Here is a 26830-nt window from a genome sequence, read left to right on the forward strand (position 1 = left end):
CCATGAAAAAACAGGTCGTGCTGTATAAAAAACTTTCGCCCGCGCTGATGGCGCGCCTGCAAGAGCAATTTGACGTAACGCTGATCGAAAGCCTCGACGCCGATGGCCTAATGCAGCTGCGCGATGCCCTGCCCCGCGCCCACGGTTTGCTCGGGGCCAGCCTGAAACTAGATGCCGCGCTGCTGGATCTGGCGCCGCAGCTGGAGGCGATTGCCAGCGTCTCGGTGGGTGTTGACAACTACGACATCGAGTATCTGAATCGGCGCAAGGTTCTGCTGACCAACACCCCCGACGTGCTCACCGAAACCACCGCCGACACCGGTTTCGCCCTGATCCTCGCTGCCGCGCGGCGGGTGGTCGAACTGGCGGACATGGTCCGTGGTGGGCAATGGAGCCGCAACATCGGCCCGGCGCATTTCGGCACCGATGTGCACGGCAAGACGCTGGGCATCATCGGCATGGGCCGCATCGGCGAGGCCCTGGCCCAGCGCGGGCATTTCGGTTTCGGCATGCCGGTGATCTACCACAGTCAGTCGCGCAAACCGGCGGTCGAGGAGCGTTTCGACGCACAATATCGCAGCCTCGAAGAGTTGCTCCAGCAGGCCGATTTCATTTGCCTGACCTTGCCGCTGACGGCGCAGACCGAACGCTTGATCGGCGCCGAGCAATTTGCGCTCATGCGGCCGGAAAGCATTTTCATCAATATCTCGCGGGGCAAGGTGGTTGATGAGGCGGCGATGATCGAGGCGTTGCGCAGCAAGCGGATTCGCGCGGCGGGGCTGGATGTGTTCGAGCGCGAACCGTTGAATCATGACTCGCCGTTGTTGCAGTTGAGCAACGTGGTGGCGACGCCGCACATGGGCTCGGCGACCCATGAAACGCGTGAGGCAATGGCGCGGTGTGCGGTGGAGAATCTGTTGGCGGCGTTGAATGGACAGCCGCCGGCGAATCTGGTGAATCCTTGATGCTGATCGTTCCCACGCTCAGCGTGGGAATGCAGCCCGGGACGCTCCGCGTCCCTTCCGAAAGTTGGAACGCGGAGCGTCCCTAGAGGCATTCCCACGCGGAGCGTGGGAACGATCAGCAAGGCGCCGGTTCAGGCAATGCAAGACCCTCAGGCACTGCGCGCCTGCAACAGCTGCACCGCACACAACGCAATCCGCGCGCAGGCATCCGCCAGTTTGACCCGATCCACCACCAGCCCGATGCGAATATGCCCCGCCGCGCTCGGCCCGAACGCTTCACCGGCCAACACTGACACCCCGTAACCTTCCAGCAAGCGCTCGGCAAATGCCTGGGCGCCGAGGCCAGTCTGGCGCACATCGACCATCACGAACATGCCGCCATCCGGGCGAATCGGCTGCAACCCAGGGCAACCGTGCAAACGCTCGCACACCAGATCGCGCCGCAAGCGGTATTCCTCGCGCATCTGAGAGACTTCCGGCAGATCACTTTGCAGCGCTACTTGCGCGGCCTTCTGTACAAAATCCGGCAGACCGAAGAGCATGCTCAGCGACAGATTCACCAGATGCTCGGCCAAGGGTTTCGGGCCGATCATCCAGCCGATACGCCAACCGGTCATCGCATGGGATTTCGACAGACTGTTGATCGTTGCGGTGCGCTCGGCCATGCCCGGCAGGCTCGCCGGACTGATGTGTTCGCCTTCATATAAAAGCTCGCTGTACACCTCATCGCTGATCAGCCACAGATCATGACGAATGCACAGCGCTGCCAGCTCCTGCCAGATCAGCAAGGGCAAACTCGCGCCGCTGGGATTGTTCGGACTGTTGAGCAGCATGGCGCGCGTTCGCGGGGTAATGCGCTCGGCAACATCGGCCGGGTCGACACGGAAACCGTTGTCGGGGCGTACCGGCACCGCAATCACCCTGGCACCGCAGGCGCCAAACACACCTTCGTAAGTGACGTACATCGGCTCAGCGACGATCACTTCATCGCCCGGATCGAGCAGACACTGCGCCACCGAGTACACCGCGCATTGTGCGCCGGGCAGGACAATCACCTGATCAGGATCAACCCGTTGACCACTGCGCTGGCGATGACGCTCGGCAATCAGCCTGCGCAGCTCGAATCGACCACGCACGTCGGCGTAATGGGTATCGCCGGCCAACAGGCTATCGATCGCGCCATGGACGATCGGCAACGGCGTATCGAAATCCGGATCGCCGACGCTCAACAACAAAACATCAACGCCCTCGGCGCGCAGTTCCAGCGCTCGGTCGTGAATCTGCCAGGCAGCGGCACCCTCCCCGGCGATTCGTTGGGTCAAGGCTGAATAGCGCATGTACGTCTCCTGTTAGCGCGGTTTCCAGCCTTCACCGTATCTCAAATCACGAAACGCGCCACCATGGCGTTCAAATCCACTGCCAGTCGCGACAGTTCATGGGTCGCGGCACTGGTCTGATTGGCGCCGGCGGCCGATTGCGTGGCGAGGTCGCGGATGTTGACCAGGTTGCGATCGACTTCGCGGGAGACTTGCGCCTGCTCTTCCGAAGCGCTGGCGATAACCAGGTTGCGTTCGTTGATCTGGTGAATCGATTGCGTGATCTGCTCCAGCGCCACACCGGCAGCGCGGGCCATTTCCAGCGTGGACTGAGTGCGCTGATTGCTTTGCTGCATCGACGAAACCGCTTCACCGGTGCCGTTTTGAATGCCGGCGACCATTTTTTCGATTTCGTGAGTCGACTGCGCGGTGCGATGCGCCAAGGCGCGCACTTCGTCCGCCACCACGGCGAAACCACGGCCAGCCTCGCCGGCACGCGCCGCTTCAATCGCAGCGTTGAGCGCCAGCAAGTTGGTCTGCTCGGCGATGGCGCGAATCACGTCCAGCACCTTGCCAATGTCACGACCTTGCGCGGCGAGGCCTTCGATCATCTGCGCGGTGTTCTGCACGTCGTGGGTCATGGTCTGGATCGCGTCGACGGTTTTCACCACTTGATCGCGACCTTCGCGGGCGGCGTGGGTCGACTGATTGGAAGCTTCGGAAGTCGAAACGGCATTGCGCGCCACTTCTTCCACCGCAGCGGTCATCTCGTTGACGGCCGTGGCGGCCTGTTCGATTTCGTTGTTCTGCTGCTGCAACCCGCGCGACGCTTCTTCGGTGACCGCGCTGAGTTCTTCGGCAGCGGCGCCCAGTTGCGTGGCGGAACCGGCGATCTGCTCGATGGTTTTGCGCAGGTTGGTCTGCATCGCGGCCAAGGCTTCGAGCAGGCGCGCCGGTTCGTCCTTGCCGTCGACTTCGATGGCTTTACTGAGGTCACCGCCAGCAATGGTTTGCGCAGCGAGCACGGCGCGGTTGAGCGGCGTGACGATGCTGCGGGTCAGCAACCAGGCGAGCAACACGGTGGCCAGCGCCGCAATCACGGCGACGATGATGATCCCGGTGATGGCGCTGTCATAGTTTTCACCGGCCTTAATGGCCGCCGCTCTGGCCCCGGCGGTATTCATGCCGATCAGCTTGTTGAGCTGCTCGCCCATCTGATCGGTGCCTTCCTTGATGCGCGTGTTGATCAACGCGCGCATCGCTTCCAGATCGCCCTTGCGCGACAGCTCAATCATCTGATTCTGCGCTTGCAGGTAATTATCGAGCGTCGTCGAAAACGTCTGGAAGACCGCGCGCTCTTCAGGGCCTGCCGGCAACGCAGCGTAGCTGGCCTGAGCTTTGCGCACCTTGTCGACCAGCACCGCGATGCGGGTTTCTGCCTCTTGCAGGCTGGCCGGTTCGCGATTGACCAGCACACGGAACGAGAGAATGCGCATGCGCAGGACGTTTTCCGTGACCACGCTGAGGTGGGTCACGCTTGGCAATTGGTTGGTGTCCATGTCGACCGACGCCTGACGAATGACCGTCATGCGGCTGACCGCGAACACGCCGAGGACAATCACCAACAAGGCGATAAAGGCAAAACCGAGGAAAGCACGTGGCGCGATATTCAGGTTACGCAGGGACATGGTCGGACTCTCGAAAGAAAGAAACTACGAGCGTCCATGCCGTGAGCACTGGCCCATAGCGGGCGACAGTCCGGCTGCACTGAATTGTGGTTTTGTGTGCGCCTGACCGTTGTATCGGCCAGGCTTGAGGAAGGTTTCGGGTCTGCGGTAAATATTTTTCAGGACGTGGCAACAATCAAAAACTGCTCCGCTGCCCTTGGTAGGAGCTGTCGAGTGCAACGAGGCTGCGATCTTTTGATCCTGCTTTTAAAAGTCAAAAGATCGCAGCCTCGTTGCACTCGACAGCTCCTACATAGGCAAGCCGATCAGCGTTGGGCGGCGAGTTGCCAGACCCGAGCAATATCGGTGGCGCGTTCACGCAGCAGGCGCGGTGCTTCGGCGCAGGCTTGTTCGAGTGTCATCGGTCCGCTGGTCACGGCGAAAGCGGCGTCGATGCCGTGTTGATAGAGTTCCTGGTAGCCCTCGCCCAAGGTCCCGGCGATCACAATCACCGGCACAGCGTGTTGTTTGGCAACTCGCGCAACACCGAACGGCGTTTTGCCGCGAAGGGTTTGCGCATCGAAGCGGCCTTCTCCGGTAATCACCAGATCCGCACCCTTGACCGCGTCAGCGAGCCCGACCAGTTCCGCTACCACCTCGACGCCCGCCTGAAACTGCGCACCGAGAAAAGCCTTGGCCGCAAACCCCAGACCACCCGCCGCGCCGCTGCCCGGTTCATCGCGCACGTCCCTGCCCAATGCTTGCGCGCAAAGCTCGGCGAAGTGCCCCAGCGCCTGATCGAGCTGCTCAACCTGCGCAGGCGATGCGCCCTTCTGCGGGCCGAAAATGGCCGAGGCGCCGTGGGGGCCGCAGAGCGGATTGTTGACATCAGCGGCGATGTCGAAACGCACATCGGCCAGACGTCGATCAAGCCCACTCAGGTCCAATCGCGCCAGTTGCGCCAAGGCCAGGCCGCCGGGCACCAGCGACTGATTCTGCGCATCCAGCAACTTCACCCCCAGCGCCTGCATCGCCCCGGCGCCGGCGTCATTGGTCGCGCTGCCGCCAATCGCCAGAATCACCCGTTGCGCGCCGGCATCCAGCGCTGCACGAATCAATTCACCTGTGCCAAAGGTGCTGCTGATGCAGGCATCGCGCTGTCCCGGCGGGACCAGTTGCAGACCGCTGGCCTCGGCCATTTCGATGATCGCGGTGTGGTTGTGCGGCAGCCAGCCCCATGCGGCTTCGACCGGCGCGCCCAGTGGACCGCGCACGCGGGTGCGGCGTAACTCACCTTCGCAGGCTGCGAGAATCGACTCGACCGTACCTTCGCCGCCATCGGCCATCGGGCATTTGATCAGCGTCGCCTGCGGCCAGACCTGGGCCAGTCCGAGGGCAATGGCTTCGGCAACGCCTTGGGCACTCAGGCTGTCCTTGAACGAGTCGGGGGCGATGACGATTTTCATGGGAATTCTCCGGTTGCAGTGGCATTCATGCTGCCAGTCGGCCTGCGCCTTGACGCCGGTCGAGTGCACAAGTGGCGTCGGCGTTTATTGTTCATTTCCACAAAAGATATGTGTTGGTCGTACCGGCCTCATCGCTGGCAAGCCAGCTCCCACAGGGTTCTGCGGTGACTATGGAAGTTATGAACGCCTTCTGACCTGTGGGAGCTGGCTTGCCAGCGATGGCGGCCTCAAGGACAACTCATGGCAATGGATCAGTCTGCGGCAGCAGCTGCACCCCAAGATACAACGCCAGCATCCCGTCCAGCTTCAACGGATCAACCCCGCTCAACTCGGCAATCCGTTCCATGCGATAGCGCAGGCTGTTGCGATGGATGCCCAGCGCTTCGGCACAGGCCTGGCTCTGCCCGTCGTGCTCGCACCAACTGCGCAGGGTCGCCAGCAACTGGCCGTTGCTGTCCTTGGCGATGACCTGGCGCAGCGGCTTGAGCAGTTCGTCCAGCGCATCATCGTTGCGATGACGCCACAGCATGACCGGCAAGCGATAACGATTGAGCGTCAGCAGTCTCGAATTCGGCAGCACGTCACGACCATAAGCAAGCAAATCGCCGACTCGTCGGTAACAGCGACGCAACCCTGCCAGACCATCCGCCTGCCCGCCGACGGCGATGCGCAAAATCTTCCAGCCGAGGCCATCGAGTTTTTCCAGCAGGCGATCATGCTCGACGTTCTGGCTCGCCGGGCGACACCACAACAACGAAGACTTCGCCGAACTCACGCACCAACTGTCCGGATAACGCGAGGTCAGCCACGCACTCAGTGCCTCGACGGTTTGCCCCGGGCCGTGCTCGAGCCCCAGTTCAAACAGATACGGCACCCGGGTCAATTGCGGCTTGAGCCCAAGCTGCTGCGCCTCATCGATCAGACGCGGCGAATCCCCCGCTTCGCTCAGCAGCAACGCCAGCAGATCATCGCAACGCTGCCGTCGCCATTGTTGCTCGGCCTGCTGGTTGCGCTGGCCGACCAGCATTTCAGCGGTCATGCGCACCAGCTCGGCGTAGGTGCGCAATTGCTCCGGCTCGCCGGTGATGCCGAGCACGCCGATCAAGCGCTGATCGAGCAGCAGCGGCAGATTGATCCCCGGTTGCACACCTTTGAGATGCACCGCCGTCTGCGCGTCGATTTCCACCACACGCCCGTTGGCCAGCACCAGTTGCGCGCCTTCATGACGGGTGTTGATGCGTTCCGGTTCGCCGCTGCCGAGGATCAGGCCCTGACTGTCCATGACGTTGACGTTGTACGGCAAAATGGCCATGGCCCGGTCGACGATGTCCTGGGCAAGGTCGTGATCGAGTTCGAACATAGCGGCGGCAATCCTTCAGTTCAGGCACGAACGGTTGTTCAGCCGCACAGGGTCTGGCGGCAAACCCTGTGCTCAGGCACAAAGACAATCCGGCCAAAGGTGGCCGAGACTCTCAGGGCGATCAACGTTACCCTTTGCATCGCAAAAAATCATAATAAAGAGAGAGCCGCTATGTCGCAGAGCGCCGCAGCTACCCAGACCATCGACGACGGTAAAAACGCCGTCTACAAACGCATCACCCTACGTTTGATTCCCTTCATTTTCATCTGCTACCTGTTCAACTACCTCGACCGGGTCAACGTCGGCTTCGCCAAATTGCAGATGCTCGACGCACTGAAATTCAGCGAAACTGTGTACGGCCTCGGCGCCGGGATTTTTTTCATCGGTTATGTGCTGTGCGGCGTGCCGAGCAACCTGGCACTGACCCGCTTCGGTCCTCGGCGCTGGATTGCCTTGATGATGATCACCTGGGGCACGCTGTCGACCTGCCTGTTGTTCGTCACCACCCCGACCGAGTTCTACACCCTGCGCTTTTTCACCGGTGCCGCTGAAGCCGGGTTCTTCCCGGGCGTCGTGCTGTATCTCTCGCAGTGGTTCCCGACCTTCCGCCGTGGCCGGATCATGGCGTTGTTCATGTCGGCAATCCCGGTCTCCGGTTTGCTCGGCAGCCCGTTTTCCGGCTGGATTCTCAACCACTTCGCCGCTGGCCAGGGTGGCCTGGCCGGCTGGCAGTGGATGTTCCTCCTGCAAGGCATTCCGACGGTGATCCTCGGCGCACTGGCGTATTTCCTGTTGAGCGACAGCTTCGCCAACGCCAAATGGCTGACCGCCCATGAACGTTCCGTGCTTGAAGCCGACCACGCCGAAGACCTCGCCAACAAACCGAAAACCGCCACCGACTCACTGCTTGCGGTGTTCAAGAACCCTGCGATCTGGGCCTTCGGCCTGATCTATTTCTGCATCCAGAGCGGCGTGTACGCGATCAACTTCTGGCTGCCGTCGATCATCAAGAACCTCGGCTTCAGCGACAACCTGGTGATCGGCTGGCTGAGTGCGATTCCGTACCTGCTCGCGGCGGTGTTCATGCTGGTCGTCGGGCGCTCGGCGGACTTGCGCAAGGAGCGCCGCTGGCACTTGGTGGTGCCGATGCTGATGGGCGCTGTCGGGCTGGTGATCGCGGTGAATTTCGCGGCCAATCCGGCGATTGCGATTCTCGGCCTGACCATAGCGACCATGGGCGCACTGACCGGTCTGCCGATGTTCTGGCCGGTGCCGACCGCCATGCTGAGCGCGGGCGCGGCGGCTGGTGGGCTGGCGCTGATCAACTCGATGGGGCAGATGGCCGGGTTCCTCAGCCCGTACCTGGTGGGTTGGGTCAAGGACAGCACGGGTTCGACGGATGCAGCGTTGTACGTGCTGGCGGCGGTGATCGTCGGCGGGAGTCTGCTGGCGTTGCGGATGACTCGGACGTTGCGGGCCTAATCAGACGCGCAGATCAAAAGATCGCAGCCTTCGGCAGCTCCTACTCTGGAATGCGTTCCCTGTAGGAGCTGCCGAAGGCTGCGATCTTTTTGCGTTTAAGCGGTGCAATCATGCATAGCGCCAGTCGACGCAACATCTATGCTGAATCTGCTGGCCTCTTCGCGAGCAGGCTCGCTCCCACAGGTTTTGTGCTTGGCTCCAGGATGTGGGAAATAATGAGCATCCGCTCAATATTCAGCACAAAAACCACGTATCCTGCGCGCCCCGTTCAACCATCACGTCGCGAGGACAGTTTGTCTAAAGGTATCGCTCTATCGGTTTCAGCCTCCGTGCTGTTTGCCGTCATGTATTACTACACGTCGCTGCTGACCCCTCTGAGCGGCGTGGAAATCTTCGGCTGGCGCATGCTTCTGACCGTGCCGTGCATGACGGTGTTCATGCTGGTTTCCGGGGAATGGCGGCGGGTGCTGGAGCTGCTTCGATTGATGGCGGCCAGGCCGAAGCTGATCGCCGGGCTGCTGGTTTCTTCCGCCCTGCTCGGGGTTCAGCTGTGGCTCTTCATGTGGGCACCGCTCAATGACTACAGCCTGGATGTATCACTGGGCTATTTCCTGTTGCCACTGGCGATGGTGCTGACCGGGCGGATTGCCTATGGCGAGAGCCTGTCTTACCTGCAGAAAATCGCGGTATTTTTCGCCAGTCTTGGCGTGTTGAACGAGCTGTATCAGGTTGGCGGATTTTCCTGGGCGACGCTGGTGGTCGTGGTTGGCTATCCGCTGTACTTCGTACTGCGCAAATACCTGAAAACCGACAACCTCGGTGGCCTGTGGGTCGACATGACCCTGATGCTGCCGGTCGCCTACTGGTTTGTGCAGGGCGGCGAACAGGGTCTGGCCGTGTTCGATCAATATCCGGGACTGATGTGGCTGATTCCACTGCTCGGCCTGATCAGTGCGTCTGCGCTGGTGGTGTATATCATCGCCAGCCGCTTGCTGCCGTTCAGTCTGTTTGGGTTGTTGAGTTATGTCGAACCGGTGCTGTTGCTTGCGGTGGCGTTGTTGCTGGGAGAGAGCATCAAGTCAGGCGAGTGGCTGACTTACATCCCGATCTGGCTGGCGGTTGTGGTGCTGGTGTTCGAAGGCTTCAAACACTTGATGCGCCAACGCCGCTCTTGAATGCAACACAAGACAAATGTGGGAGCGAGCCTGCTCGCGAAGTCGTCAGACCAGTCAACATGAGTGTTGAATGAAAGTCCGCATTCGCGAGCAGGCTCGCTCCCACAGGTTTTGTATGAAGCAAAAAAATCCCGGCCCTGCATTTCTGCAGGCCGGGATTTTTTCATTTCAGATTACTCGGTGGTCAACACACCACGACGCACCTGGTCACGCTCGATCGATTCGAACAGGGCCTTGAAGTTGCCCTCGCCGAAGCCATCGTCGCCCTTGCGCTGGATGAATTCGAAGAACACCGGCCCCATCAGGGTTTCCGAGAAAATCTGCAGCAGCAGACGCTTGTCGCCCTGCTCCGATGCGCCATCGAGCAGGATGCCGCGCGATTGCAGCTGATCGACCGGCTCGCCGTGATTCGGCAGGCGACCTTCGAGCATTTCGTAGTAGGTATCCGGCGGCGCGGTCATGAAGCGCATGCCGATTTTCTTCAGTTGATCCCAGGTCTTGATCAGGTCGTCGGTGAGGAACGCGACGTGCTGGATACCCTCACCATTGAACTGCATCAGGAACTCTTCGATCTGCCCGGCGCCCTTGGACGACTCTTCGTTGAGCGGAATGCGGATCATGCCATCCGGTGCGGTCATGGCCTTCGAGGTCAGGCCGGTGTACTCGCCTTTGATGTCGAAGTAACGGATTTCACGGAAGTTGAACAGCTTCTCGTAGAAGTTCGCCCAATAGGCCATGCGACCGCGATAAACGTTGTGGGTCAGGTGGTCGATGATCTTCAGGCCAGCGCCAACCGGGTTGCGATCAACACCTTCGATGAACACGAAGTCGATGTCGTAGATCGAGCTGCCTTCGCCGAAACGGTCGATCAGGTACAGCGGCGCGCCGCCAATGCCTTTGATTGCCGGCAGGTTCAGTTCCATCGGACCGGTCTCGATGTGAATCGGCTGAGCGCCGAGTTCGAGTGCGCGGGAATAGGCCTTCTGCGAATCCTTCACGCGAAACGCCATGCCGCAAACGGACGGGCCGTGTTCGGCGGCGAAGTACGAGGCGACGCTGTTGGGTTCGTTATTGAGGATCAGGTTGATTGCGCCCTGACGATACAGGTGCACGTTCTTGGAACGGTGGGTCGCGACTTTGGTGAAGCCCATGATCTCGAAGATCGGCTCCAGTGTGCCAGGGGTCGGCGCTGCGAACTCGATGAATTCAAAGCCCATCAGGCCCATTGGGTTTTCGTATAAATCTGCCATGGTGACGCCTCATCATTTCTTATCAATTAACCAGGGTTATTTGTCAGGAAAGTGATGTGGAGGGCGGCGCGCAGGAGATGCCACGCACGCTGCGCGCGAGGAAGTCTCCGTAGATCAGTTGAAACCCGAATATCTTCATTGTCGACCCAAGGCTCTTGCGGGCGAGGCTTCTGCTGCCAGAAGACGATTATTATTGTATGCGTAACCCGATTCTACACAGCGTAACCAGGCCTGTCTGCCCTCTGTATAAAATCCGCTTTTTTACCTACGGCGCAAGCGCCATCTGCCATCTATTCTCCCCTCTGGCTCAATTGTTTATCGGGTCGGATTTCTAAACCACAGGATGTGTCCATGCCACTGACCCACCGATCCCGCCGCAAACGCAGCATCCGAATCGCCGTGACTTTGCTCACCGGTCTGCTGCCAATCGTGCTGGGCAGTGGGATTCTGTATATGCAGGCAAAACGAACGCTGGAGCAAAGTGCCGGGGAAACGGCCGAACAAGCGTTGCAACAGTTCGATCTGATGCTCGACAACACGGCAGAAGCCGCCCGGGTTCTGCTGCCTCTGGCCGGGAAAAATTGCGAAGACGTGAAACTGGCCCTGCGCGAACAAGTGACCCGACGCCCCTTCGTGCGCTCGACCAATCTGGTCTGGGACAACATTCTCTACTGCAGCTCACTGTTCGGGCAGTTCAAGGAAGCGGTCAATGCCGGGGACTATCATCAAGGCAGACTGTGGTTGATGAACGGCAATCCCGTCACCCCCGACACGGCATTGTTGATCTACCGCCTCAGCGACGGTCGTGGCGGCGCGCTGACCACGCTTGATGGTTATCACCTGAGCAACATCCTGCGCCTGATCGGCCGCCAGACATTACTGATGTTGCAAGTGGGCGATAACTGGCTGTCCGCCGACGGCAGAGTGCATCAAGGGCCCCTGCCCGCTTTGCCGGTCGCGCATAGCATGCTCGAATCCGAACGATACGGTTTCAACGTGTCGGCGGGTTTCCCCGAGGGAGAAACCTGGCGTTACATGGCGGCCAATTATCCGCCGTTGTTCAGCCTGCTGATATTTTTCGGCGTGATCTCGGGCGCCATCGGCCATGTCGTGCAGAAACGCTCGAACTCGCCCAGTCACGAAATGCTTCGCGCACTCGAGGCCGGGGAATTCATTCCTTATTTCCAGCCGGTGGTTCACGGTGACAGCAAGCAGTGGTCCGGCGCTGAAGTGCTGATGCGCTGGAATCACCCGAAAGAGGGCCTCGTACGCCCGGATCTGTTCATTCCATTTGCCGAGCATTCAGGCTTGATCGTGCCGATGACCCGCTCGCTGATGCAACAGACTGCCGCCCTGCTGGGACCGCATTCTGCGGTCTTCGCCAAACCTTTCCATATCGGCATCAACATCACTGCCAGCCATTGCAAGGATCTGGAACTGGTCGAAGACTGTCGCGACCTCCTGGCGGCGTTTGCGCCCGGCAGCGTCGAGCTGGTGCTGGAATTGACGGAGCGCGAGCTGATCGAACCGAACGACATGACCCTGCAACTGCTTGAGCAATTGCACGCACTTGGAGTGAAAATCGCGATCGACGATTTTGGTACTGGCCACTCAAGCCTCGGCTACTTGCGCGCCTTCAAGGTCGACTTTCTCAAGATCGATCAGAGCTTTGTCGCCATGATCGGCATCGATGCGCTATCACGGCATATTCTCGACTCCATCATTGAACTGTCGGCAAAGCTGGATCTGGCCATTGTTGCCGAAGGTGTCGAAACACAGGCCCAAGCCGATTACCTGACGGAGCATCAGGTAGATTTCATGCAAGGCTATTTGTTTGCCAAACCGATGCCGGCAGCGGATTTCATCAGCGCATTAAGTGATCGTTAACTCATTAGCATAGCTCGCCCAACAACCGCACCAAATTGATACAAAAAGTCATTGTTGTTACATGGCGACAACATCAGGATTTACTCTTGTCGCATTAACTACTACAATTTTTTCAACCTGAGCCAGACTGACAGGTGAGCCAATTATCACCGAGTCGCTTCCAGGCTCTTGGCTTATAGCTTTGTTTGCGGTTGGTATCAGCCAAACACACTATTGGAGTAAAGATATTGTCCAGACTCGCTGAATTTCGCGCAGCTGAAAAGGCCCTTCAGGAACAGCTCAAACAGCTGGAATCGCTGAAGAATGACGCCGGGCTCAAGAAAGAAATCGAATTCGAAGAAAAGCTCCAGGGACTGATGAAAACCTATGGCAAAGGCCTGAAAGATATCATCGCTATCCTCGACCCGAACCCGGCGAAGTCCGGTCTGCAGGCCGCCCCAGCGCCGAAGACCCGCCGCGCCCGCGTCGTCAAGGTTTACCAGAACCCGCACACTGGCGAGCTGATCGAAACCAAGGGCGGCAACCATCGCGGCCTGAAAGCCTGGAAAGAACAGTACGGTGCGGCCACCGTGGATTCATGGTTGCGCGGTTAATCTGACGCCAACAAAAAGCCCTGCGCGATGCAGGGCTTTTTTATTGACAATATCTAACAAATGAAATGATTTTCATCGAACAAGTTGGAAAATTGTGTAACGTTACTGAGTCATCACGCTAAACATTTTGCTGCGCGATGTTGCTGCAAACGATGAATCAAACTTTGTGCTTAATCCTTTCCGGCATTCAAAACACCGCGAGTTAGTACGGACGTTTATAATTTCAGGCTGTTACGTGCCGCCTCTATGTCGTCGGCGCTCGCCTTATAAACCTCAGCCTGACCGGCATATGAAAGTACATAAGCCTTGTCTGTTTCCACGGCAGCCACCAACGTTTGTGATAATACGTGCCGGCCGTTCTCGGTGATCGTGCAAGTCGTCTCCAACCCGGTCAATGATCCGAACGCAGCCGGATGGATTCGGTTGCAGACGCTCTGATAACCACTGCGGAAGAAATCCTTCTGGATGGATTTACGCATCTCCAGCAGCACGCCTTGCAAATTGACCTGATGCCCCGCCTCCACTTGCGTCATGGTCAACTCCATCACCATCACCTGATTGCCGTCGGCATCGAGCTTCACTGCCCTTTGCCGCGAGACTGGCGGCGCGGTATCCGGCAACACTTCAACCTTCCAGCCCGCTGGCCAGGTGATGCTCGGTTCGGCCATGGCCGGGAAAACCACGGCCAATGACAAAGCAAAAAAAACAAACACGGATTTGAACAGTCGGATCATTGCCGGACGCACTCGAAGGTAGAGAGCAAAGTCTGAGCCCCGCCCTCGCGCAGGGCAAGCCCGCCTTGCATTTGGCGATGCCGGCCGGCATGCGTATCATTGCGCCCATTCACTCGCCCATTGTTATTGGAGGGCCCATGAGCCTCAACGAACTGAACACTTTCCCCGGCGTGACCGCCACGCCAGACAGCGCAACCCGCAACTTCGTGTTCAACCACACCATGCTGCGCGTGAAGGACATCACCAAGTCGCTGGATTTCTACACCCGCGTCCTGGGTTTCTCGCTGGTCGAGAAGCGTGATTTTCCGGAAGCCGAATTCAGCCTGTACTTCCTTGCGCTGGTCGATAAAGCGCAGATCCCGGCCGATGCTGCTGCGCGTACCGAATGGATGAAATCGATTCCAGGCATTCTCGAATTGACCCACAACCACGGCACCGAAAACGATGCCGACTTCGCCTATCACAACGGCAACACCGATCCGCGTGGCTTTGGTCACATCTGCATTTCGGTGCCGGACATCGTCGCAGCGTGTGCACGCTTTGAAGAGCTGGGTTGCGATTTCCAGAAGCGCCTGACCGACGGCCGGATGAAGAGCCTGGCCTTCATCAAGGACCCGGATGGCTACTGGGTCGAGATCATTCAGCCTGCGCCGCTGTAAAAGCTGAAAGCCCCTCACCCTAGCCCTCTCCCAGAGGGAGAGGGGACTGATTGCGGGATGTTGGAGAATTACGCCGACTTGAACGATTGGCGGTGAATCCATAATCGACCGGCTCTCTCAGGTCGATGGATGACTTCAGACACCTCGGTCGGCTCCCTCTCCCTCGGGAGAGGGCTGGGGTGAGGGGTGGCTTTCCACGCGCAATAAAAAACCCATGATCGCTCATGGGTTTTTTCGTTTTCGACCTGGCAGTTACGCCGGGGCCGAAGTCCGGATCAAGTGATCGAACGCACTCAGCGAAGCCTTGGCGCCCTCGCCCACTGCAATCACGATCTGCTTGTACGGCACAGTCGTCACGTCACCCGCTGCAAAGATCCCCGCAATGGAAGTCTCGCCACGGTTGTCGACAATGATCTCGCCACGCGGCGACAGCTCGATGGTGCCCTTCAGCCAATCGGTGTTCGGCAGCAGACCGATTTGCACGAAAATGCCTTCCAGCTCAACCGTGCGCAGTTCATCGGTAGTGCGGTCCTTGTAGCGCAGGCCGTTGACCTTCTCGCCATTGCCGGTGACTTCAGTGGTTTGCGCACTGGTGATCACGGTAACGTTCGGCAGGCTGTGCAGCTTGCGCTGCAGCACGGCGTCGGCACGCAGTTGCACGTCGAATTCCAGCAGCGTTACGTGCGCCACGATACCCGCCAGATCGATCGCCGCTTCAACGCCGGAGTTACCGCCGCCGATCACCGCTACGCGCTTGCCCTTGAACAGCGGGCCGTCGCAGTGCGGGCAATACGCCACGCCTTTGTTGCGGTATTCCTGCTCGCCCGGAACGTTCATTTCGCGCCAGCGTGCGCCGGTCGCGAGAATCACGCTCTTGGCTTTCAGGGTTGCACCGCTGGCGAAGTGGACTTCATGCAGCTCGCCATTCTTGCCCGGGATCAGCTTGTCAGCGCGTTGCAGATTCATGATGTCGACGTCGTACTGCTTGACGTGTTCTTCCAGCGCCGTGGCCAGTTTCGGCCCTTCGGTTTCCTGCACGGAAATGAAGTTCTCGATGGCCATGGTATCCAGCACCTGACCGCCGAAGCGCTCAGCCGCGACACCGGTGCGGATGCCTTTACGTGCGGCGTAGATAGCGGCCGAAGCACCGGCCGGGCCACCGCCGACGACCAGCACGTCAAAGGCTTCTTTGGCGCTGATCTTCTCGGCCTGACGCTCAATAGCGCCGGTGTCGAGTTTGGCGAGAATTTCCTCCAGGCCCATGCGGCCCTGACCGAAGTTTTCGCCGTTGAGGTAGATGCTCGGCACAGCCATGATCTTGCGATCGTTGACTTCGTCCTGGAACAGCGCGCCGTCGATGGCGACGTGGCGGATATTCGGGTTGAGCACGGCCATCAGGTTCAGCGCCTGAACGACGTCCGGGCAATTCTGGCAAGACAGCGAGAAGTAAGTCTCGAAGCTGAACTCGCCTTTAAGCGAGCGGATCTGCTCGATCACTTCAACGCTGGCCTTCGACGGGTGGCCACCGACTTGCAGCAGAGCCAGCACCAGCGAGGTGAATTCGTGGCCCATTGGAATGCCGGCGAAACGCAGGCTGATGTCGGCTCCAGGGCGATTGATCGAGAACGATGGCTTGCGGGCATCGTCACCGCTGTCGATCAGAGTAATCTGGCTCGAAAGACTGGCAACGTCTTTCAGCAGTTCCAGCATTTCACGGGATTTCGCACCGTCGTCGAGGGATGCAACGATCTCGATCGGTTGGGTGACCCGTTCCAGGTACGATTTCAACTGGGCTTTAAGATTGGCGTCCAACATACGGGCGATTTCCTTTATTTGAGGCGAAAAAAAGCCCGAGCGAATCTCGCCCGGGCATTTTTATTGGGCGGTGCAGCTAACTTAAGAAGGTGCGGCGTGCCGCCCTGCGTTGCATGTCACAGACTTAGATCTTGCCGACCAGGTCCAGCGACGGAGCCAGAGTGGCCTCGCCTTCTTTCCACTTGGCCGGGCAAACTTCGCCTGGGTGTGCAGCGACGTACTGAGCAGCCTTGATCTTGCGCAGCAGCTCGGAAGCGTCACGGCCAACGCCGCCATCGTTCAGTTCAACGATTTTGATCTGGCCTTCAGGGTTGATCACGAAGGTGCCACGGTCAGCCAGACCAGCTTCTTCGATCAGCACGTCGAAGTTGCGGGAGATGACGTGGGTAGGGTCGCCGATCATGGTGTATTCGATTTTGCCGATGGCTGGCGAAGTGTTGTGCCAGGCAGCGTGAGCAAAGTGGGTGTCGGTCGAAACACTGTAGATTTCCACGCCCAGCTTCTTGAACTCAGCGTAGTTGTCAGCCAGGTCTTCCAGCTCGGTTGGGCACACGAAGGTGAAGTCGGCTGGGTAGAAGAACACTACGGACCACTTGCCTTTCAAGTCAGCATCCGAGACTTGAACGAAGTCGCCGTTTTTGAACGCGGTAGCTTTGAACGGTTTTACTTGGCTGTTGATGATAGGCATCGATGACTCTCCGTCAGGGGTTATGAAGTTGATGGGTGAATCCTACCCACTCACTCGACGGAAGGCTCATTGGCAAACCTGATACTGCTGATTTGTTTTCGCTATTAGCTGACTGTATTAATAGAAGAAAACGATCTCTACGGCTGATCCGGCTTATCCATAATCCGAGCCATTCCCTGGAATGGGCTGACCTCAACATAGCGCATGGCGGATTTCATGTCCTTCCAGCCAACATAACTCATCAACGATTTCAGATCCCAGCCGCTCTGATGCGCCCAGGTTGCAAAACCGCGTCGCAACGAGTGACTGGTATAACCGGCGGCGACAATCCCGGCGCGCTGCAACGCCTGGCGGAGCAGCGGAATAATGCTGTTGGCGTGCAGGCCCTCCTCGCTCAGATTGCCCCAGCGATCAATGCTGCGGAACACCGCGCCGCGCACCAGCGCAGCTTCTGTAATCCAATCGATATAGGCCTGCACCGGGCACAACTTCAACAGCGCCGGGGCCTGGTAGGTCTGCCCGAGGTTTTCCCGGTCGCCCTTGCTGCGCGGCAGATACAGAGTGATGCCCTTGCCAGCGCTCGCCTGCACATGCTCGATTTGCAAACGGCACAATTCGTCGCTGCGAAAGCCGCGCCAGAAGCCCAACAGAATCAGCGCGCGATCCCGATACGCCTTGAGCAAGGTCGGGCGGTCCTGTTCTTCCCGGGCCGTCTGCGCCTCCTGCTCAAGCCAATCGATCACGCGCTGCAGATCCTGCAATTGCAGCGGCTCAGCCTGTTTTTCCTGCGCCGGGTGCAAAGCACGAATGCCCTTGAACACCTTGCGCACCACTGGCGCCTTGGTGGGATCGGCAAACCCCTGACTGTTGTGCCACTGCGCCAGCGCCGACAGACGCAGCTTCAGCGTGTTGATCGACAGCACGCCAGCGTGCGCCACCAGATATCGCGCAACGCTGTCGGCAGTAGCCGGCAGAAATCCGCCCCACGTCACCTCGAAGTGCTCGATGGCCATGCGATAGCTGCGGCGAGTGTTGTCCCGGGTGGCGGCTTGCAGATATCGATCAATGTCGCTCATGGGCAGTTTTCTCGCTGGCGTACGGGTTCAGGCATGCAGGTGCGCATTTTGCCCCCTGACATTGGGTAATACCAGTATATCCCGCCTGTTTTATCTCAAAGATTTACCTATATTTTCAGCATGGTACACTGCGTACTTTAGTGGCATGTACCACAGTACGTAAACGTAGGAGTTCACATGGCCCGTGGCGGCATTACCAAAGCACTGGTGCAAATCGCACGCACAGCGATCCTCGCTCGCGGCGAACACCCAAGCATCGATGCAGTACGCATTGAAATGGGCAACACCGGCTCGAAAACCACGATCCATCGCTATCTGAAAGAACTGGACGACGGTGCCCAGCCGAATGAGGCGTCAGCAGAACCGATCGATGATGAGCTCACCGCCCTCGTCTCTCGACTCGCCCAGCGCCTGAAAGAACAAGCACAGGAACCCATCGAGCAAGCCCGCGAACAGTTCGAGGAGCAACGCGAAGCACTGGAAACCGAGCTGAAACAGGTTCGCCAGGCGCTGGAAAAACTCGAGCACGACCACGACATTCAAGGCGCCGCGCTGCAACGCGAATCCGAAGCGCTGGGCAACACCCGCTCGATGCTGCAAACCGAACAGACGCGCAACGCCGGCCTCAACCAGGCATTGGCCGACTTTGAATTGCGCTTGCAGGACAAGGACGAACAGATTCGCTCACTGGAAGAAAAACACCTGCACGCCCGCGATGCGCTTGAGCATTACCGTAACGCAACCAAGGAACAGCGCGAGCAGGAGCAGGCCCGCCATGAAGGGCAACTTCAGCAGATACAGGCAGAATTGCGTCAAGCCCAGCAGAGCGCGTTGGTGCGCCAGGACGAGATCACGCAGTTGCACCGCGACAACGAACGCCTGCTTACCGAAAACCGTGGCACCCAGCGCGAGCTGAACCTGGTGCAGGATCAGCTCAAGCACAGCAATCAGCGTCAGGATCAGTTGCTCGAGCAGGCCACGCGCATGGATAGCGAGCGCACCCTCCTCCAGGAACGTCTGCGCGTGGCGGCACTGGAAAGCCAGGCGCTCAAGCAGAGCGTCGACGAACAAACGCAGCTCAATCAGTCATTGGAAAAGGAATTGCTCAAGGTTCAGGCAAGCCTTGAAGACAGCCAGCGTCTGGCGGCTACCGTTGCGGCAGCGCCAGACTCGGCCAAAGCGACAGACGCTTAAGCGCTGACCGGCGTACGCATGGTGACGAACTCTTCGGCGGCCGTCGGGTGCACCCCGATGGTGTCGTCGAAGTCGCGCTTGGTCGCGCCGGCCTTCAAGGCGATCGCCAGACCTTGCACGATCTCGCCAGCGTCCGGGCCGACCATGTGGCAGCCAAGCACCCTGTCGGTTTTGGCGTCGACCACCAACTTCATCAGGGTTTTCTCCTGGCAGTCAGTCAGGGTCAGCTTCATCGGCCGGAAGCGGCTCTCGAAAATAACCACCTCGTGGCCGCATTCGCGCGCTTCCTCTTCGCTCAAACCGACCGTGCCGATGTTCGGCAGGCTGAACACGGCGGTCGGAATCATCTTGTAGTCCACCGGACGGTATTGCTCCGGCTTGAACAGACGCCGCGCCACGGCCATACCTTCGGCCAGAGCGACCGGGGTCAGTTGCACGCGACCAATGACGTCGCCCAGCGCCAGAATCGACGGCTCGGTGGTTTGATACTCGTCGTCGACTTTGATAAAGCCCTTGTCGTCGAGCTGCACATCGGTGTTTTCCAGGCCCAGATTGTCCAGCATCGGACGCCGGCCGGTGGCGTAGAACACGCAGTCGGCTTCGAGTACGCGACCATCCTTGAGCGTCGCCTTCAAGCTACCGTCGGCCTGCTTGTCGATGCGCGCAATGTCGGCATTGAATTGCAGATCGAGGCCACGCTTGGTCAATTCTTCTTGCAGGTGCTTGCGCACCGACCCGTCGAAACCACGCAGGAACAGATCGCCGCGATACAGCAGCGTGGTGTTGGCGCCGAGGCCATGGAAAATTCCGGCGAACTCGACGGCAATATAACCGCCGCCGACCACCAGCACACGCTTGGGCAGCTCTTTGAGGAAGAACGCTTCGTTCGAACCGATCGCATGCTCATGCCCGGGGATTTCAGGGATCTGCGGCCAGCCGCCGGTGGCGATCAGAATGTTTTTCGCGGTGAAGCGCTCGCCATTAACCTCGACCTCGTGCGGCCCAACGATTTTCGCGTGCGCCTCGTGCAGGGTCACGCCGCTGTTGACCAGCAGATTGCGATAAATGCCGTTGAGGCGATTGATTTCACGGTCCTTGTTGGCGATCAGCGTGGCCCAGTCGAAGTTGGCTTCGCCCAGGTTCCAGCCGAAACCGGACGCCTGCTCGAAGTCCTCGGCAAAGTGCGCGCCGTAGACCAATAGCTTTTTCGGCACGCAGCCGACGTTGACGCAGGTGCCGCCCAGGTAACGGCTTTCAGCCACCGCCACTTTCGCCCCGAAGCCGGCGGCAAACCGCGCAGCCCGCACACCGCCGGAACCGGCACCAATTACATAAAGGTCAAAATCGTAGGCCATTTCTATCTCCTCGGCAGGCCATCAGCATACCCGCAGCCATTCATTGGGCAAGCACTGCCATCCATATAAGGGCGGAAAATGAAAAAGCCACCCGAAGGTGGCTTTCTTTTGCAGACGAGGCAGATGCTATTAGTAAGCTTTGCCAGTCTTGTAGAAGTTTTCGAAGCAGAAGTTGGTCGCGTCGATGTAGCCTTCAGCACCACCGCAGTCGAAACGCTTGCCCTTGAACTTGTAGGCCATGACGCAGCCGTTCTGGGCCTGCTTCATCAGGGCGTCGGTGATCTGGATTTCGCCGCCCTTGCCTGGCTCGGTCTGTTCGATCAGGTCGAAGATGTCCGGGGTCAGGATGTAACGACCGATGATCGCCAGGTTCGACGGCGCGTCTTCCGGCTTTGGCTTCTCGACCATGCTGTGCACGCGGTAGATGTCGTCGCGGATCATTTCGCCAGCGATGACACCGTACTTGTTGGTTTCCTGCGGATCGACTTCCTGGATCGCGACGATCGAGCAGCGGAACTGCTTGTACAGCTTGACCATCTGGGTCAGTACGCCGTCGCCGTCGATGTTGACGCACAGGTCATCCGCCAGGACCACGGCGAACGGTTCGTCACCTATCAGTGGGCGGCCAGTCAGGATTGCGTGGCCCAAACCTTTCATTTCGGTCTGACGGGTGTAGGAGAACGAGCACTCGTCCAACAGCTTGCGGATACCGACCAGGTACTTTTCCTTGTCGGTGCCCTTGATCTGGTTTTCCAGCTCGTAACTGATGTCGAAGTGGTCTTCCAGAGCACGCTTGCCACGGCCGGTGACGATGGAGATTTCCGTCAGGCCCGCGTCCAGTGCTTCTTCAACGCCGTACTGGATCAGTGGCTTGTTTACCACCGGCAGCATTTCTTTAGGCATGGCTTTGGTCGCTGGGAGGAAGCGAGTGCCGTAACCGGCTGCTGGAAACAAGCATTTCTTGATCATATAAGTCCTTGAAAAGGCTGTGTGTACGAGTTTCGGGGCAGTCTAATCAGGCGGCGTGCGCCTTACAATGCCCCGCGCTGGCTAACCGATGCCAACATAGAGAAATATTCGCGCGGATAGTTCCATCCGGGTATTTCAGCGGCGGAGTCAGCGTAGCTCAAGATCCGGGCAAACAGGATCACCATACGCTTATCAGCCCCCATTGCGAGCATTTGCCGCTATCATGGCGCCTTTGAACCAGCGAATGAGACAGACTAGATGGCTGCGGTAAAAATCATCAACGGGTATGTGATCGACAAGAAAGACGGCAAGTGGACGCTGACCACTACCAATGGCGAACATATCGCCGGGCCTTTCGACAGCGAGCAGATGGCGACAGATGTGGCCTCGGTGTTCACTGATACGCCTGCTTCTTCCAAGCGCCGAGGCAAAGATCAGGACTGATCCTTTTAGCACTTGCGCCAAGCCCTGCCAGCATGCAGGGCTTTTTTGTGCTTTGTTGGCAAACAAGTGGCCAATCGCTATAACCTTTTCATCGCGGCGCTGTCAGAGCAACCAGTCCCCCACTTGAAGACCTCGCAACCATGAACCTGAACAAACTGCAGCCGCTTTTCGCGGTATTGGTACTGAGCGGCTGTGCCACTTCGCAGCCCACCTATCTGAACAATGGCGAACAGGGTCTGAGCATCGACTGTTCCGGCGAAGCCAACTCATGGGCCATGTGCTACGAAAAGGCCGATGCCTCCTGCGCCGGCACCGGGTATCGCATCGTCGGCACTGATGGCACACCGGCGCCCAAGGAAGATGACAAAACCCTGGGCGTTGACGTTGGCAATTACAAGACCCGTAACGTCGTGGTCGTCTGCAAATAAGCCTTACATGTGGATTTCAGCGAACTTGATCCCGAGGCCACGGACGACCTCGATGAGATCGTCGAGCCGATTGAAGGATTCGACTTCATCATTGTCATCCACCAAAAAGTAGCTGCGCCCTGCACTCTTCTTGAAAAACACGATCCATTCACCCGGATTCGCCGGGTTCTGGATGACATGAGTGGCAGAGATAAGGCCCTCTGCGTGGCGCTCCCGCACGTGCTCTCGCTTCATTGCGACTCCATAAATGACAATGCCGCCACAGCAGGACTGTGACGGCATCGGGTGCTGATGTTCGCTAGTCTATCAGCCGGAAATACAGGCGTTCGCAGCTTTCTGTACATCGCGAGGGCGAACCGGCACGTTGGACATGCGCTCATGCAGCTTGATGCTGCTGCCGCCGGCGCGATCTTCGATATCAAACACGGCTGCCGGGCCTGACGAAAGTTTGCCGGGAACGATGACGCGTACACCGTCCTTCTGCGGCTGGACTTGCAACGCACCACGACTGTCAGCGAGCTTGTCGGTCAGACACTGCGCATACTCCTGGGGCTTTTTGCCGGAGATCACGCTCATGGTTGGCAGCGTTTCATTGATTTCGGAAACATTTGCACAACCGGCCATCGCCAGAATCAACGGCACACACACCACACCCCACTTCATAGAAATCCTCCGTTAAAGACCGTCCGACAGCACAAATGCCGCTTTTCTCCGGGGCCTTGTGCATTTAACCCGCCCGCCATGGCGAAGTTCTGTTCAAAATTTGTCAAAGCAACGCCCGACGGCCAGATAATAACCCGTGCGGGCTGATAAACTGCGCCCATCGACAAGCTATCGTTTTGATTTAGTAGAAAAAGCCCTTCTGGAGGCGCCCATGAAATTCATTCACCAGCGCGAGCACCTCAACGAAGACGACATCGTCGTCATTCAATGCTCGCAGATGTGCAACATCCGTTTGATGAACGACGCCAACTTCCGCAGCTTCAAAAACGGCGGCCGTCACACCTACCACGGCGGCGCGTTCGACACGTTCCCGGCACGCATCACCGCACCGAGCACCGGCTTCTGGAACATCACCATCGACACCGTCAACCGCCGCGCAATCAGCGTGACGCGCAAGCCGACGCTGACCCACTCGATCAAGATCATCCGTCGCTCCAGCACTAAACTGAGCTGAGACGCGCAGCCTATTCTGCAAGGGAAACATGACCGTGGCGCAAAAAACCAAATACGTGATCAAGTACAAACTGGACGGTGAACAGCGTTTCGAATTCGCTGAACTGGAAACCGGCACTGACGAGGAAGCGAAAGCGGCGCTGAAGAAAATGCACGCTGACGAAGAACTCAGTGACATCAAGGTCAGCAAAGCGCTGTAACCGAGTCATGCAACCGACCACGTTTGACCTGTTCGCCGACAACGAACCCGTACAGCAGCCCCGCGCCGAGCAGATCGGCGAACAATCGTGGGTGCTGCGCGGATTCGCCTTGCCACAGGTCGAGCAACTGCTGACCGAGCTCGACGCCATTCTTGCCGCCTCCCCGCTACGCCACATGGTCACGCCCGGCGGTTTCAGCATGTCGGTCGGCACCAGCAGTTGCGGACAGCTGGGTTGGATCACCGATCGCAGCGGTTACCGTTATTCCAGCGTCGATCCACTCAGCGGCTTGCCGTGGCCGTCGATGCCGGCGGTGTTTGCCGATCTGGCGCACGAGGCGGCGGAACGCGCCGGGTTTACGGGTTTTCAAGCCGACTCCTGCCTGATCAACCAATACGTCCCCGGCGCCAAGATGTCGCTGCATCAGGACAAAGACGAAAAAGGTTATGCCGCGCCCATCGTTTCGCTGTCGCTGGGTTTGCCGGCGATATTTCTGTTTGGCGGCTTCGAACGCAGCGATAAAACCCAGCGCATCCCGCTGCTGCATGGCGACATGGTGGTCTGGGGCGGCGTGGACCGCCTGCGCTATCACGGCGTGCTGCCAATCAAACCCGGCCATCACCCGCTCTTGGGCGAACGGCGCATCAACATCACCTTCCGCGTTGCTGGCGATCAATAAAAGTTTGACCGCAAGGCGCGGAGTGTTGCGGGTTACGATGCTGGTTAACCTGACTCAAACAGGTCAACGGATCCCCTCTCATGGACACGCTTTCGAAGACAATCAGCATTGAACACGATCCCCGCTGGGCCGCTGTGGTGGCGCGCGATCCGCGTGCCGACGGGCAATTTGTCTATGCGGTCAAAACCACTGGCATCTACTGCAGACCGAGCAGTCTGGCGCGCCTGCCGAAACCGCAGAACGTCGAGTTTTTCGACACCGCCGAACTCGCCGAAGCTGCCGGATACCGGCCGAGCAAACGCGCCAGCAAGGACCAGAATGACGCGCAACATGCGGCGATCATCGCAGCAGCCTGCCGGCAGATCGAAGCGTGCGAGACATTGCCCGCGCTCGACAGCCTCGCCGCCAGCGCCGGCCTTAGCCCTTTCCATTTTCATCGAGTATTCAAAGCCGCGACCGGCCTGACGCCCAAGGCTTACGCCACGGCGCATCGCTCACGCAAACTGCGTGCGCGCCTGGCGGACGGCGGCTCGGTGACCGACGCGCTGTATGACGCTGGCTTCAACTCCAACAGCCGCTTTTACGAATCAGCCGATCAACTGCTGGGCATGAAGCCCACCGACTATCGCGCTGCCGGGCAGAACAACGACATTCGCTTTGCCGTTGGCCAATGCTCGCTGGGGGCGATTCTGGTGGCGCAAAGCGAACGTGGGATCTGCGCGATTCTGCTCGGCGACGATCCGCATCAGCTGGTCTGCAACCTGCAGGATCAGTTTCGCAAGGCCAACCTGATCGGCGCCGACCGCGAATTTGAACAGTTGATCGCCAGCGTCGTCGGCTTTGTCGAAGCGCCCGCGACGGGCCTGAACTTGCCGCTGGATATACGCGGCACAGCGTTTCAGGAGCGCGTCTGGCAGGCGCTGCGTGAGATCCCCGCAGGCAGCACCGCAAGTTACGCCGAAATCGCGCAACGCATCGGCGCGCCGACTTCGATGCGCGCCGTCGCCCAGGCTTGCGGGGCCAACCGTTTGGCGGTGGCGATTCCCTGCCACCGCGTGGTGCGCAGTGACGGCAATCTTTCCGGCTACCGCTGGGGCGTCGAGCGCAAACGCCAACTGCTTGAGCGCGAACTCAACGATTGACGTCGACCACCACCCTGCCCCGCAGTTGCCCGGCGAGTAATCTGGGCGCGGCCTCGAGGGCTTCGCTCAAGCTGATTTCGTGACTGATCAATTGCAATAACGAGAAATCCAGATCCTTGGCCAGTCGGCCCCAGGCCTCGATACGGCGTGCTTTGGGCTGGGTCACGCTGTTGATTCCAGCCAGCGTCACTCCGCGCAGAATGAACGGCGCTACCGAGGCCGGGAAATCCATGCCTTGCGCCAACCCGCATGCCGCGACCACGCCTTCCGAGCGTGTGCTGGCGCAAGCATTCGCCAGCGTATGACTACCGACCGAATCGACCACCGCCGCCCAGCGCTCTTTCGCCAACGGCTTGCCCGGTTCGGACAAGGTGGCTCGATCGATGATTTCGGCAGCACCCAATTGCTGCAGGTATTCATGCTCGGATACACGGCCGGTGGATGCCACCACGCGGTAGCCCAACTTGCTGAGCAAGGCGATGGCAAAGCTGCCGACCCCGCCATTGGCGCCGGTGACCAGCACTTCGCCGTGATCCGGTGTCAGGCCATGGCGCTCCAGCGCCAGAATGCACAGCATTGCCGTGTAACCTGCGGTGCCGATGGCCATGGCTTGCGCCGGCGTGAAAGCTTCGGGCAACGGAATAAGCCAGTCACCATTGAGCCGAGCCTTTTGCGCCAGTCCGCCCCAGTGGCTTTCACCGACGCCCCAACCGTTGAGCAGCACCTGATCGCCCGGCTTGAAATCGGCATGCGAACTCGACTCTACAGTCCCCGTCAGATCGATCCCCGGCACCATGGGAAACTTGCGTACCACCGGGCTGCTGCCGGTGATCGCCAGGCCGTCTTTGAAATTCAGGGTGCTGTACGCGACGCTCACGCTGACGTTGCCTTCGGGCAGTTGCTGCTCATCGATTTGCTGCAGATTGGCGCGATAACCGCTGTCGTCTTTGTCGATCAGAATGGCATTGAACATGACGGCCCCTCGAAAATAATGGGAAGAAAGCGTGCCCTGAAATAACACATCGCAACACATTGCCACACTCGACTTTCGCTAAGCCACCCGCACCGACGCTGAAAAACTGCACGTAATGTTCAGAATTTCAGACTGGC

27 protein-coding genes are annotated in these 26830 nt (G+C 59.0%); 13 read left to right on the forward strand and 14 right to left on the reverse strand.

What is annotated here, in order from left to right:
- Window positions 1–2: 2 nt before the first annotated feature.
- Entirely contained in the window at window positions 3–965 is a 963-nt protein-coding gene (locus AB4O45_RS01100; protein WP_431078025.1) for a 2-hydroxyacid dehydrogenase, read from the forward strand.
- Between the two features lie 149 nt (window positions 966–1114).
- Here the strand turns inward: AB4O45_RS01100 and AB4O45_RS01105 are convergent, their stop codons facing one another.
- The 4 genes from AB4O45_RS01105 to AB4O45_RS01120 form a co-directional block, all read right to left on the reverse strand.
- Entirely contained in the window at window positions 1115–2302 is a 1188-nt protein-coding gene (locus AB4O45_RS01105) for a pyridoxal phosphate-dependent aminotransferase (RefSeq protein WP_460160963.1), read from the reverse strand.
- Between the two features lie 41 nt (window positions 2303–2343).
- Window positions 2344–3969, reverse strand: coding sequence for a methyl-accepting chemotaxis protein (locus AB4O45_RS01110; protein ID WP_460160964.1), 1626 nt, complete (start codon window positions 3967–3969; stop codon window positions 2344–2346).
- Between the two features lie 305 nt (window positions 3970–4274).
- On the reverse strand, window positions 4275–5414 hold the full coding sequence (locus tag AB4O45_RS01115; protein ID WP_150635139.1) for a glycerate kinase: 1140 nt from the start codon (window positions 5412–5414) through the stop codon (window positions 4275–4277).
- Between the two features lie 238 nt (window positions 5415–5652).
- On the reverse strand, window positions 5653–6774 hold the full coding sequence (locus tag AB4O45_RS01120; RefSeq protein ID WP_150635138.1) for a sugar diacid recognition domain-containing protein: 1122 nt from the start codon (window positions 6772–6774) through the stop codon (window positions 5653–5655).
- Window positions 6775–6945: 171 nt separating this feature from the next.
- Here AB4O45_RS01120 and AB4O45_RS01125 point away from each other — a divergent pair, with 171 nt between their 5' ends.
- Entirely contained in the window at window positions 6946–8256 is a 1311-nt protein-coding gene (locus AB4O45_RS01125) for an MFS transporter (protein WP_039762752.1), read from the forward strand.
- A 293-nt stretch (window positions 8257–8549) separates the two neighbouring features.
- Window positions 8550–9431 carry an EamA family transporter RarD gene (rarD, locus tag AB4O45_RS01130; RefSeq protein WP_310216282.1) on the forward strand — a complete coding sequence of 294 codons (882 nt, stop codon included), beginning with the start codon at window positions 8550–8552 and terminating at the stop codon, window positions 9429–9431.
- 173 nt (window positions 9432–9604) lie between these two features.
- On the opposite strand, the gene hppD is transcribed toward rarD, so the two are convergent.
- Window positions 9605–10681: a 4-hydroxyphenylpyruvate dioxygenase gene (hppD, locus tag AB4O45_RS01135; protein WP_016774910.1), complete on the reverse strand. Its 1077-nt coding sequence runs from the start codon at window positions 10679–10681 to the stop codon at window positions 9605–9607.
- A 351-nt stretch (window positions 10682–11032) separates the two neighbouring features.
- Here hppD and AB4O45_RS01140 point away from each other — a divergent pair, with 351 nt between their 5' ends.
- Entirely contained in the window at window positions 11033–12568 is a 1536-nt protein-coding gene (locus AB4O45_RS01140) for an EAL domain-containing protein (RefSeq protein WP_460160965.1), read from the forward strand.
- Window positions 12569–12795: 227 nt separating this feature from the next.
- Complete coding sequence (locus AB4O45_RS01145; protein WP_041480175.1) at window positions 12796–13161, forward strand: histone-like nucleoid-structuring protein, MvaT/MvaU family; 366 nt, start codon at window positions 12796–12798, stop codon at window positions 13159–13161.
- 215 nt (window positions 13162–13376) lie between these two features.
- On the opposite strand, the gene AB4O45_RS01150 is transcribed toward AB4O45_RS01145, so the two are convergent.
- A complete protein-coding gene (locus AB4O45_RS01150) occupies window positions 13377–13895 on the reverse strand; it encodes a DUF4946 domain-containing protein (RefSeq protein ID WP_095180140.1) in 519 nt (172 codons plus the stop codon).
- 137 nt (window positions 13896–14032) lie between these two features.
- On the opposite strand from AB4O45_RS01150, the gene gloA reads away from it, so the two are divergent.
- Window positions 14033–14554 (forward strand): lactoylglutathione lyase, encoded by a 522-nt coding sequence (gene gloA / locus AB4O45_RS01155; protein ID WP_039762746.1) that lies wholly within the window; start codon window positions 14033–14035, stop codon window positions 14552–14554.
- Window positions 14555–14806: 252 nt separating this feature from the next.
- On the opposite strand, the gene ahpF is transcribed toward gloA, so the two are convergent.
- The 3 genes from ahpF to AB4O45_RS01170 all read right to left on the reverse strand — a co-directional run bounded on the left by ahpF (window position 14807) and on the right by AB4O45_RS01170 (window position 18133).
- Window positions 14807–16369, reverse strand: a complete 1563-nt coding sequence (gene ahpF / locus AB4O45_RS01160) for an alkyl hydroperoxide reductase subunit F (RefSeq protein WP_252876398.1) — start codon at window positions 16367–16369, stop codon at window positions 14807–14809.
- Between the two features lie 124 nt (window positions 16370–16493).
- Window positions 16494–17057, reverse strand: coding sequence for an alkyl hydroperoxide reductase subunit C (gene ahpC / locus AB4O45_RS01165; protein WP_016774916.1), 564 nt, complete (start codon window positions 17055–17057; stop codon window positions 16494–16496).
- Between the two features lie 137 nt (window positions 17058–17194).
- On the reverse strand, window positions 17195–18133 hold the full coding sequence (locus AB4O45_RS01170; protein WP_252876399.1) for a site-specific integrase: 939 nt from the start codon (window positions 18131–18133) through the stop codon (window positions 17195–17197).
- 177 nt (window positions 18134–18310) lie between these two features.
- Between AB4O45_RS01170 and AB4O45_RS01175 the strand changes: the two genes are divergently transcribed.
- Complete coding sequence (locus AB4O45_RS01175; RefSeq protein ID WP_150740946.1) at window positions 18311–19327, forward strand: DNA-binding protein; 1017 nt, start codon at window positions 18311–18313, stop codon at window positions 19325–19327.
- Here AB4O45_RS01175 and gorA read toward each other — a convergent pair.
- Window positions 19324–20682, reverse strand: coding sequence for a glutathione-disulfide reductase (gorA, locus tag AB4O45_RS01180; protein WP_460160966.1), 1359 nt, complete (start codon window positions 20680–20682; stop codon window positions 19324–19326). The two genes, AB4O45_RS01175 and gorA, sit on opposite strands and share 4 nt — an antisense overlap.
- A gap of 129 nt (window positions 20683–20811) precedes the next feature.
- Window positions 20812–21651, reverse strand: coding sequence for a UTP--glucose-1-phosphate uridylyltransferase GalU (galU, locus tag AB4O45_RS01185; RefSeq protein WP_024013124.1), 840 nt, complete (start codon window positions 21649–21651; stop codon window positions 20812–20814).
- Between the two features lie 258 nt (window positions 21652–21909).
- Between galU and AB4O45_RS01190 the strand changes: the two genes are divergently transcribed.
- Complete coding sequence (locus tag AB4O45_RS01190) at window positions 21910–22095, forward strand: hypothetical protein (protein WP_016774922.1); 186 nt, start codon at window positions 21910–21912, stop codon at window positions 22093–22095.
- Window positions 22096–22235: 140 nt separating this feature from the next.
- Complete coding sequence (locus AB4O45_RS01195) at window positions 22236–22523, forward strand: hypothetical protein (RefSeq protein WP_016774923.1); 288 nt, start codon at window positions 22236–22238, stop codon at window positions 22521–22523.
- Window positions 22524–22526: 3 nt separating this feature from the next.
- Here the strand turns inward: AB4O45_RS01195 and AB4O45_RS01200 are convergent, their stop codons facing one another.
- A complete protein-coding gene (locus AB4O45_RS01200) occupies window positions 22527–22757 on the reverse strand; it encodes a hypothetical protein (RefSeq protein ID WP_016774924.1) in 231 nt (76 codons plus the stop codon).
- A 72-nt stretch (window positions 22758–22829) separates the two neighbouring features.
- Window positions 22830–23186: a hypothetical protein gene (locus AB4O45_RS01205; RefSeq protein WP_016774925.1), complete on the reverse strand. Its 357-nt coding sequence runs from the start codon at window positions 23184–23186 to the stop codon at window positions 22830–22832.
- 211 nt (window positions 23187–23397) lie between these two features.
- Between AB4O45_RS01205 and AB4O45_RS01210 the strand changes: the two genes are divergently transcribed.
- The 4 genes from AB4O45_RS01210 (at window position 23398) to ada (ending at window position 25720) form a co-directional block, all read left to right on the forward strand.
- Complete coding sequence (locus AB4O45_RS01210; protein WP_007912251.1) at window positions 23398–23700, forward strand: DUF1883 domain-containing protein; 303 nt, start codon at window positions 23398–23400, stop codon at window positions 23698–23700.
- A gap of 28 nt (window positions 23701–23728) precedes the next feature.
- The gene (locus tag AB4O45_RS01215) at window positions 23729–23899 is read left to right on the forward strand and encodes a hypothetical protein (RefSeq protein ID WP_016774926.1); all 171 of its coding nucleotides are present in this window, start codon (window positions 23729–23731) and stop codon (window positions 23897–23899) included.
- Between the two features lie 7 nt (window positions 23900–23906).
- Window positions 23907–24578 (forward strand): DNA oxidative demethylase AlkB, encoded by a 672-nt coding sequence (gene alkB / locus AB4O45_RS01220; RefSeq protein ID WP_460160967.1) that lies wholly within the window; start codon window positions 23907–23909, stop codon window positions 24576–24578.
- Window positions 24579–24658: 80 nt separating this feature from the next.
- Complete coding sequence (gene ada, locus AB4O45_RS01225) at window positions 24659–25720, forward strand: bifunctional DNA-binding transcriptional regulator/O6-methylguanine-DNA methyltransferase Ada (protein ID WP_095180145.1); 1062 nt, start codon at window positions 24659–24661, stop codon at window positions 25718–25720.
- Here the strand turns inward: ada and acuI are convergent.
- Window positions 25710–26693, reverse strand: coding sequence for an acrylyl-CoA reductase (NADPH) (acuI, locus tag AB4O45_RS01230; protein ID WP_150740950.1), 984 nt, complete (start codon window positions 26691–26693; stop codon window positions 25710–25712). The two genes, ada and acuI, sit on opposite strands and share 11 nt — an antisense overlap.
- Window positions 26694–26830 lie beyond the last annotated feature (137 nt).

Source organism: Pseudomonas sp. S2_B10 (genome assembly GCF_054668425.1).

Excerpts from the sequence above, each read along its gene's own strand:
- AB4O45_RS01100 (WP_431078025.1), top strand. The coding sequence starts at position 3 with ATGAAAAAACAGGTCGTGCTGTATAAAAAACTTTCGCCCGCGCTGATG.
- AB4O45_RS01105 (WP_460160963.1), bottom strand. The coding sequence starts at position 2,302 with ATGCGCTATTCAGCCTTGACCCAACGAATCGCCGGGGAGGGTGCCGCT.
- AB4O45_RS01110 (WP_460160964.1), bottom strand. The coding sequence starts at position 3,969 with ATGTCCCTGCGTAACCTGAATATCGCGCCACGTGCTTTCCTCGGTTTT.
- AB4O45_RS01115 (WP_150635139.1), bottom strand. The coding sequence starts at position 5,414 with ATGAAAATCGTCATCGCCCCCGACTCGTTCAAGGACAGCCTGAGTGCC.
- AB4O45_RS01120 (WP_150635138.1), bottom strand. The coding sequence starts at position 6,774 with ATGTTCGAACTCGATCACGACCTTGCCCAGGACATCGTCGACCGGGCC.
- AB4O45_RS01125 (WP_039762752.1), top strand. The coding sequence starts at position 6,946 with ATGTCGCAGAGCGCCGCAGCTACCCAGACCATCGACGACGGTAAAAAC.
- hppD (WP_016774910.1), bottom strand. The coding sequence starts at position 10,681 with ATGGCAGATTTATACGAAAACCCAATGGGCCTGATGGGCTTTGAATTC.
- AB4O45_RS01140 (WP_460160965.1), top strand. The coding sequence starts at position 11,033 with ATGCCACTGACCCACCGATCCCGCCGCAAACGCAGCATCCGAATCGCC.
- AB4O45_RS01150 (WP_095180140.1), bottom strand. The coding sequence starts at position 13,895 with ATGATCCGACTGTTCAAATCCGTGTTTGTTTTTTTTGCTTTGTCATTG.
- gloA (WP_039762746.1), top strand. The coding sequence starts at position 14,033 with ATGAGCCTCAACGAACTGAACACTTTCCCCGGCGTGACCGCCACGCCA.
- ahpF (WP_252876398.1), bottom strand. The coding sequence starts at position 16,369 with ATGTTGGACGCCAATCTTAAAGCCCAGTTGAAATCGTACCTGGAACGG.
- ahpC (WP_016774916.1), bottom strand. The coding sequence starts at position 17,057 with ATGCCTATCATCAACAGCCAAGTAAAACCGTTCAAAGCTACCGCGTTC.
- AB4O45_RS01170 (WP_252876399.1), bottom strand. The coding sequence starts at position 18,133 with ATGAGCGACATTGATCGATATCTGCAAGCCGCCACCCGGGACAACACT.
- AB4O45_RS01175 (WP_150740946.1), top strand. The coding sequence starts at position 18,311 with ATGGCCCGTGGCGGCATTACCAAAGCACTGGTGCAAATCGCACGCACA.
- gorA (WP_460160966.1), bottom strand. The coding sequence starts at position 20,682 with ATGGCCTACGATTTTGACCTTTATGTAATTGGTGCCGGTTCCGGCGGT.
- galU (WP_024013124.1), bottom strand. The coding sequence starts at position 21,651 with ATGATCAAGAAATGCTTGTTTCCAGCAGCCGGTTACGGCACTCGCTTC.
- AB4O45_RS01190 (WP_016774922.1), top strand. The coding sequence starts at position 21,910 with ATGGCTGCGGTAAAAATCATCAACGGGTATGTGATCGACAAGAAAGAC.
- AB4O45_RS01195 (WP_016774923.1), top strand. The coding sequence starts at position 22,236 with ATGAACCTGAACAAACTGCAGCCGCTTTTCGCGGTATTGGTACTGAGC.
- AB4O45_RS01200 (WP_016774924.1), bottom strand. The coding sequence starts at position 22,757 with ATGAAGCGAGAGCACGTGCGGGAGCGCCACGCAGAGGGCCTTATCTCT.
- AB4O45_RS01205 (WP_016774925.1), bottom strand. The coding sequence starts at position 23,186 with ATGAAGTGGGGTGTGGTGTGTGTGCCGTTGATTCTGGCGATGGCCGGT.
- AB4O45_RS01210 (WP_007912251.1), top strand. The coding sequence starts at position 23,398 with ATGAAATTCATTCACCAGCGCGAGCACCTCAACGAAGACGACATCGTC.
- AB4O45_RS01215 (WP_016774926.1), top strand. The coding sequence starts at position 23,729 with ATGACCGTGGCGCAAAAAACCAAATACGTGATCAAGTACAAACTGGAC.
- alkB (WP_460160967.1), top strand. The coding sequence starts at position 23,907 with ATGCAACCGACCACGTTTGACCTGTTCGCCGACAACGAACCCGTACAG.
- ada (WP_095180145.1), top strand. The coding sequence starts at position 24,659 with ATGGACACGCTTTCGAAGACAATCAGCATTGAACACGATCCCCGCTGG.
- acuI (WP_150740950.1), bottom strand. The coding sequence starts at position 26,693 with ATGTTCAATGCCATTCTGATCGACAAAGACGACAGCGGTTATCGCGCC.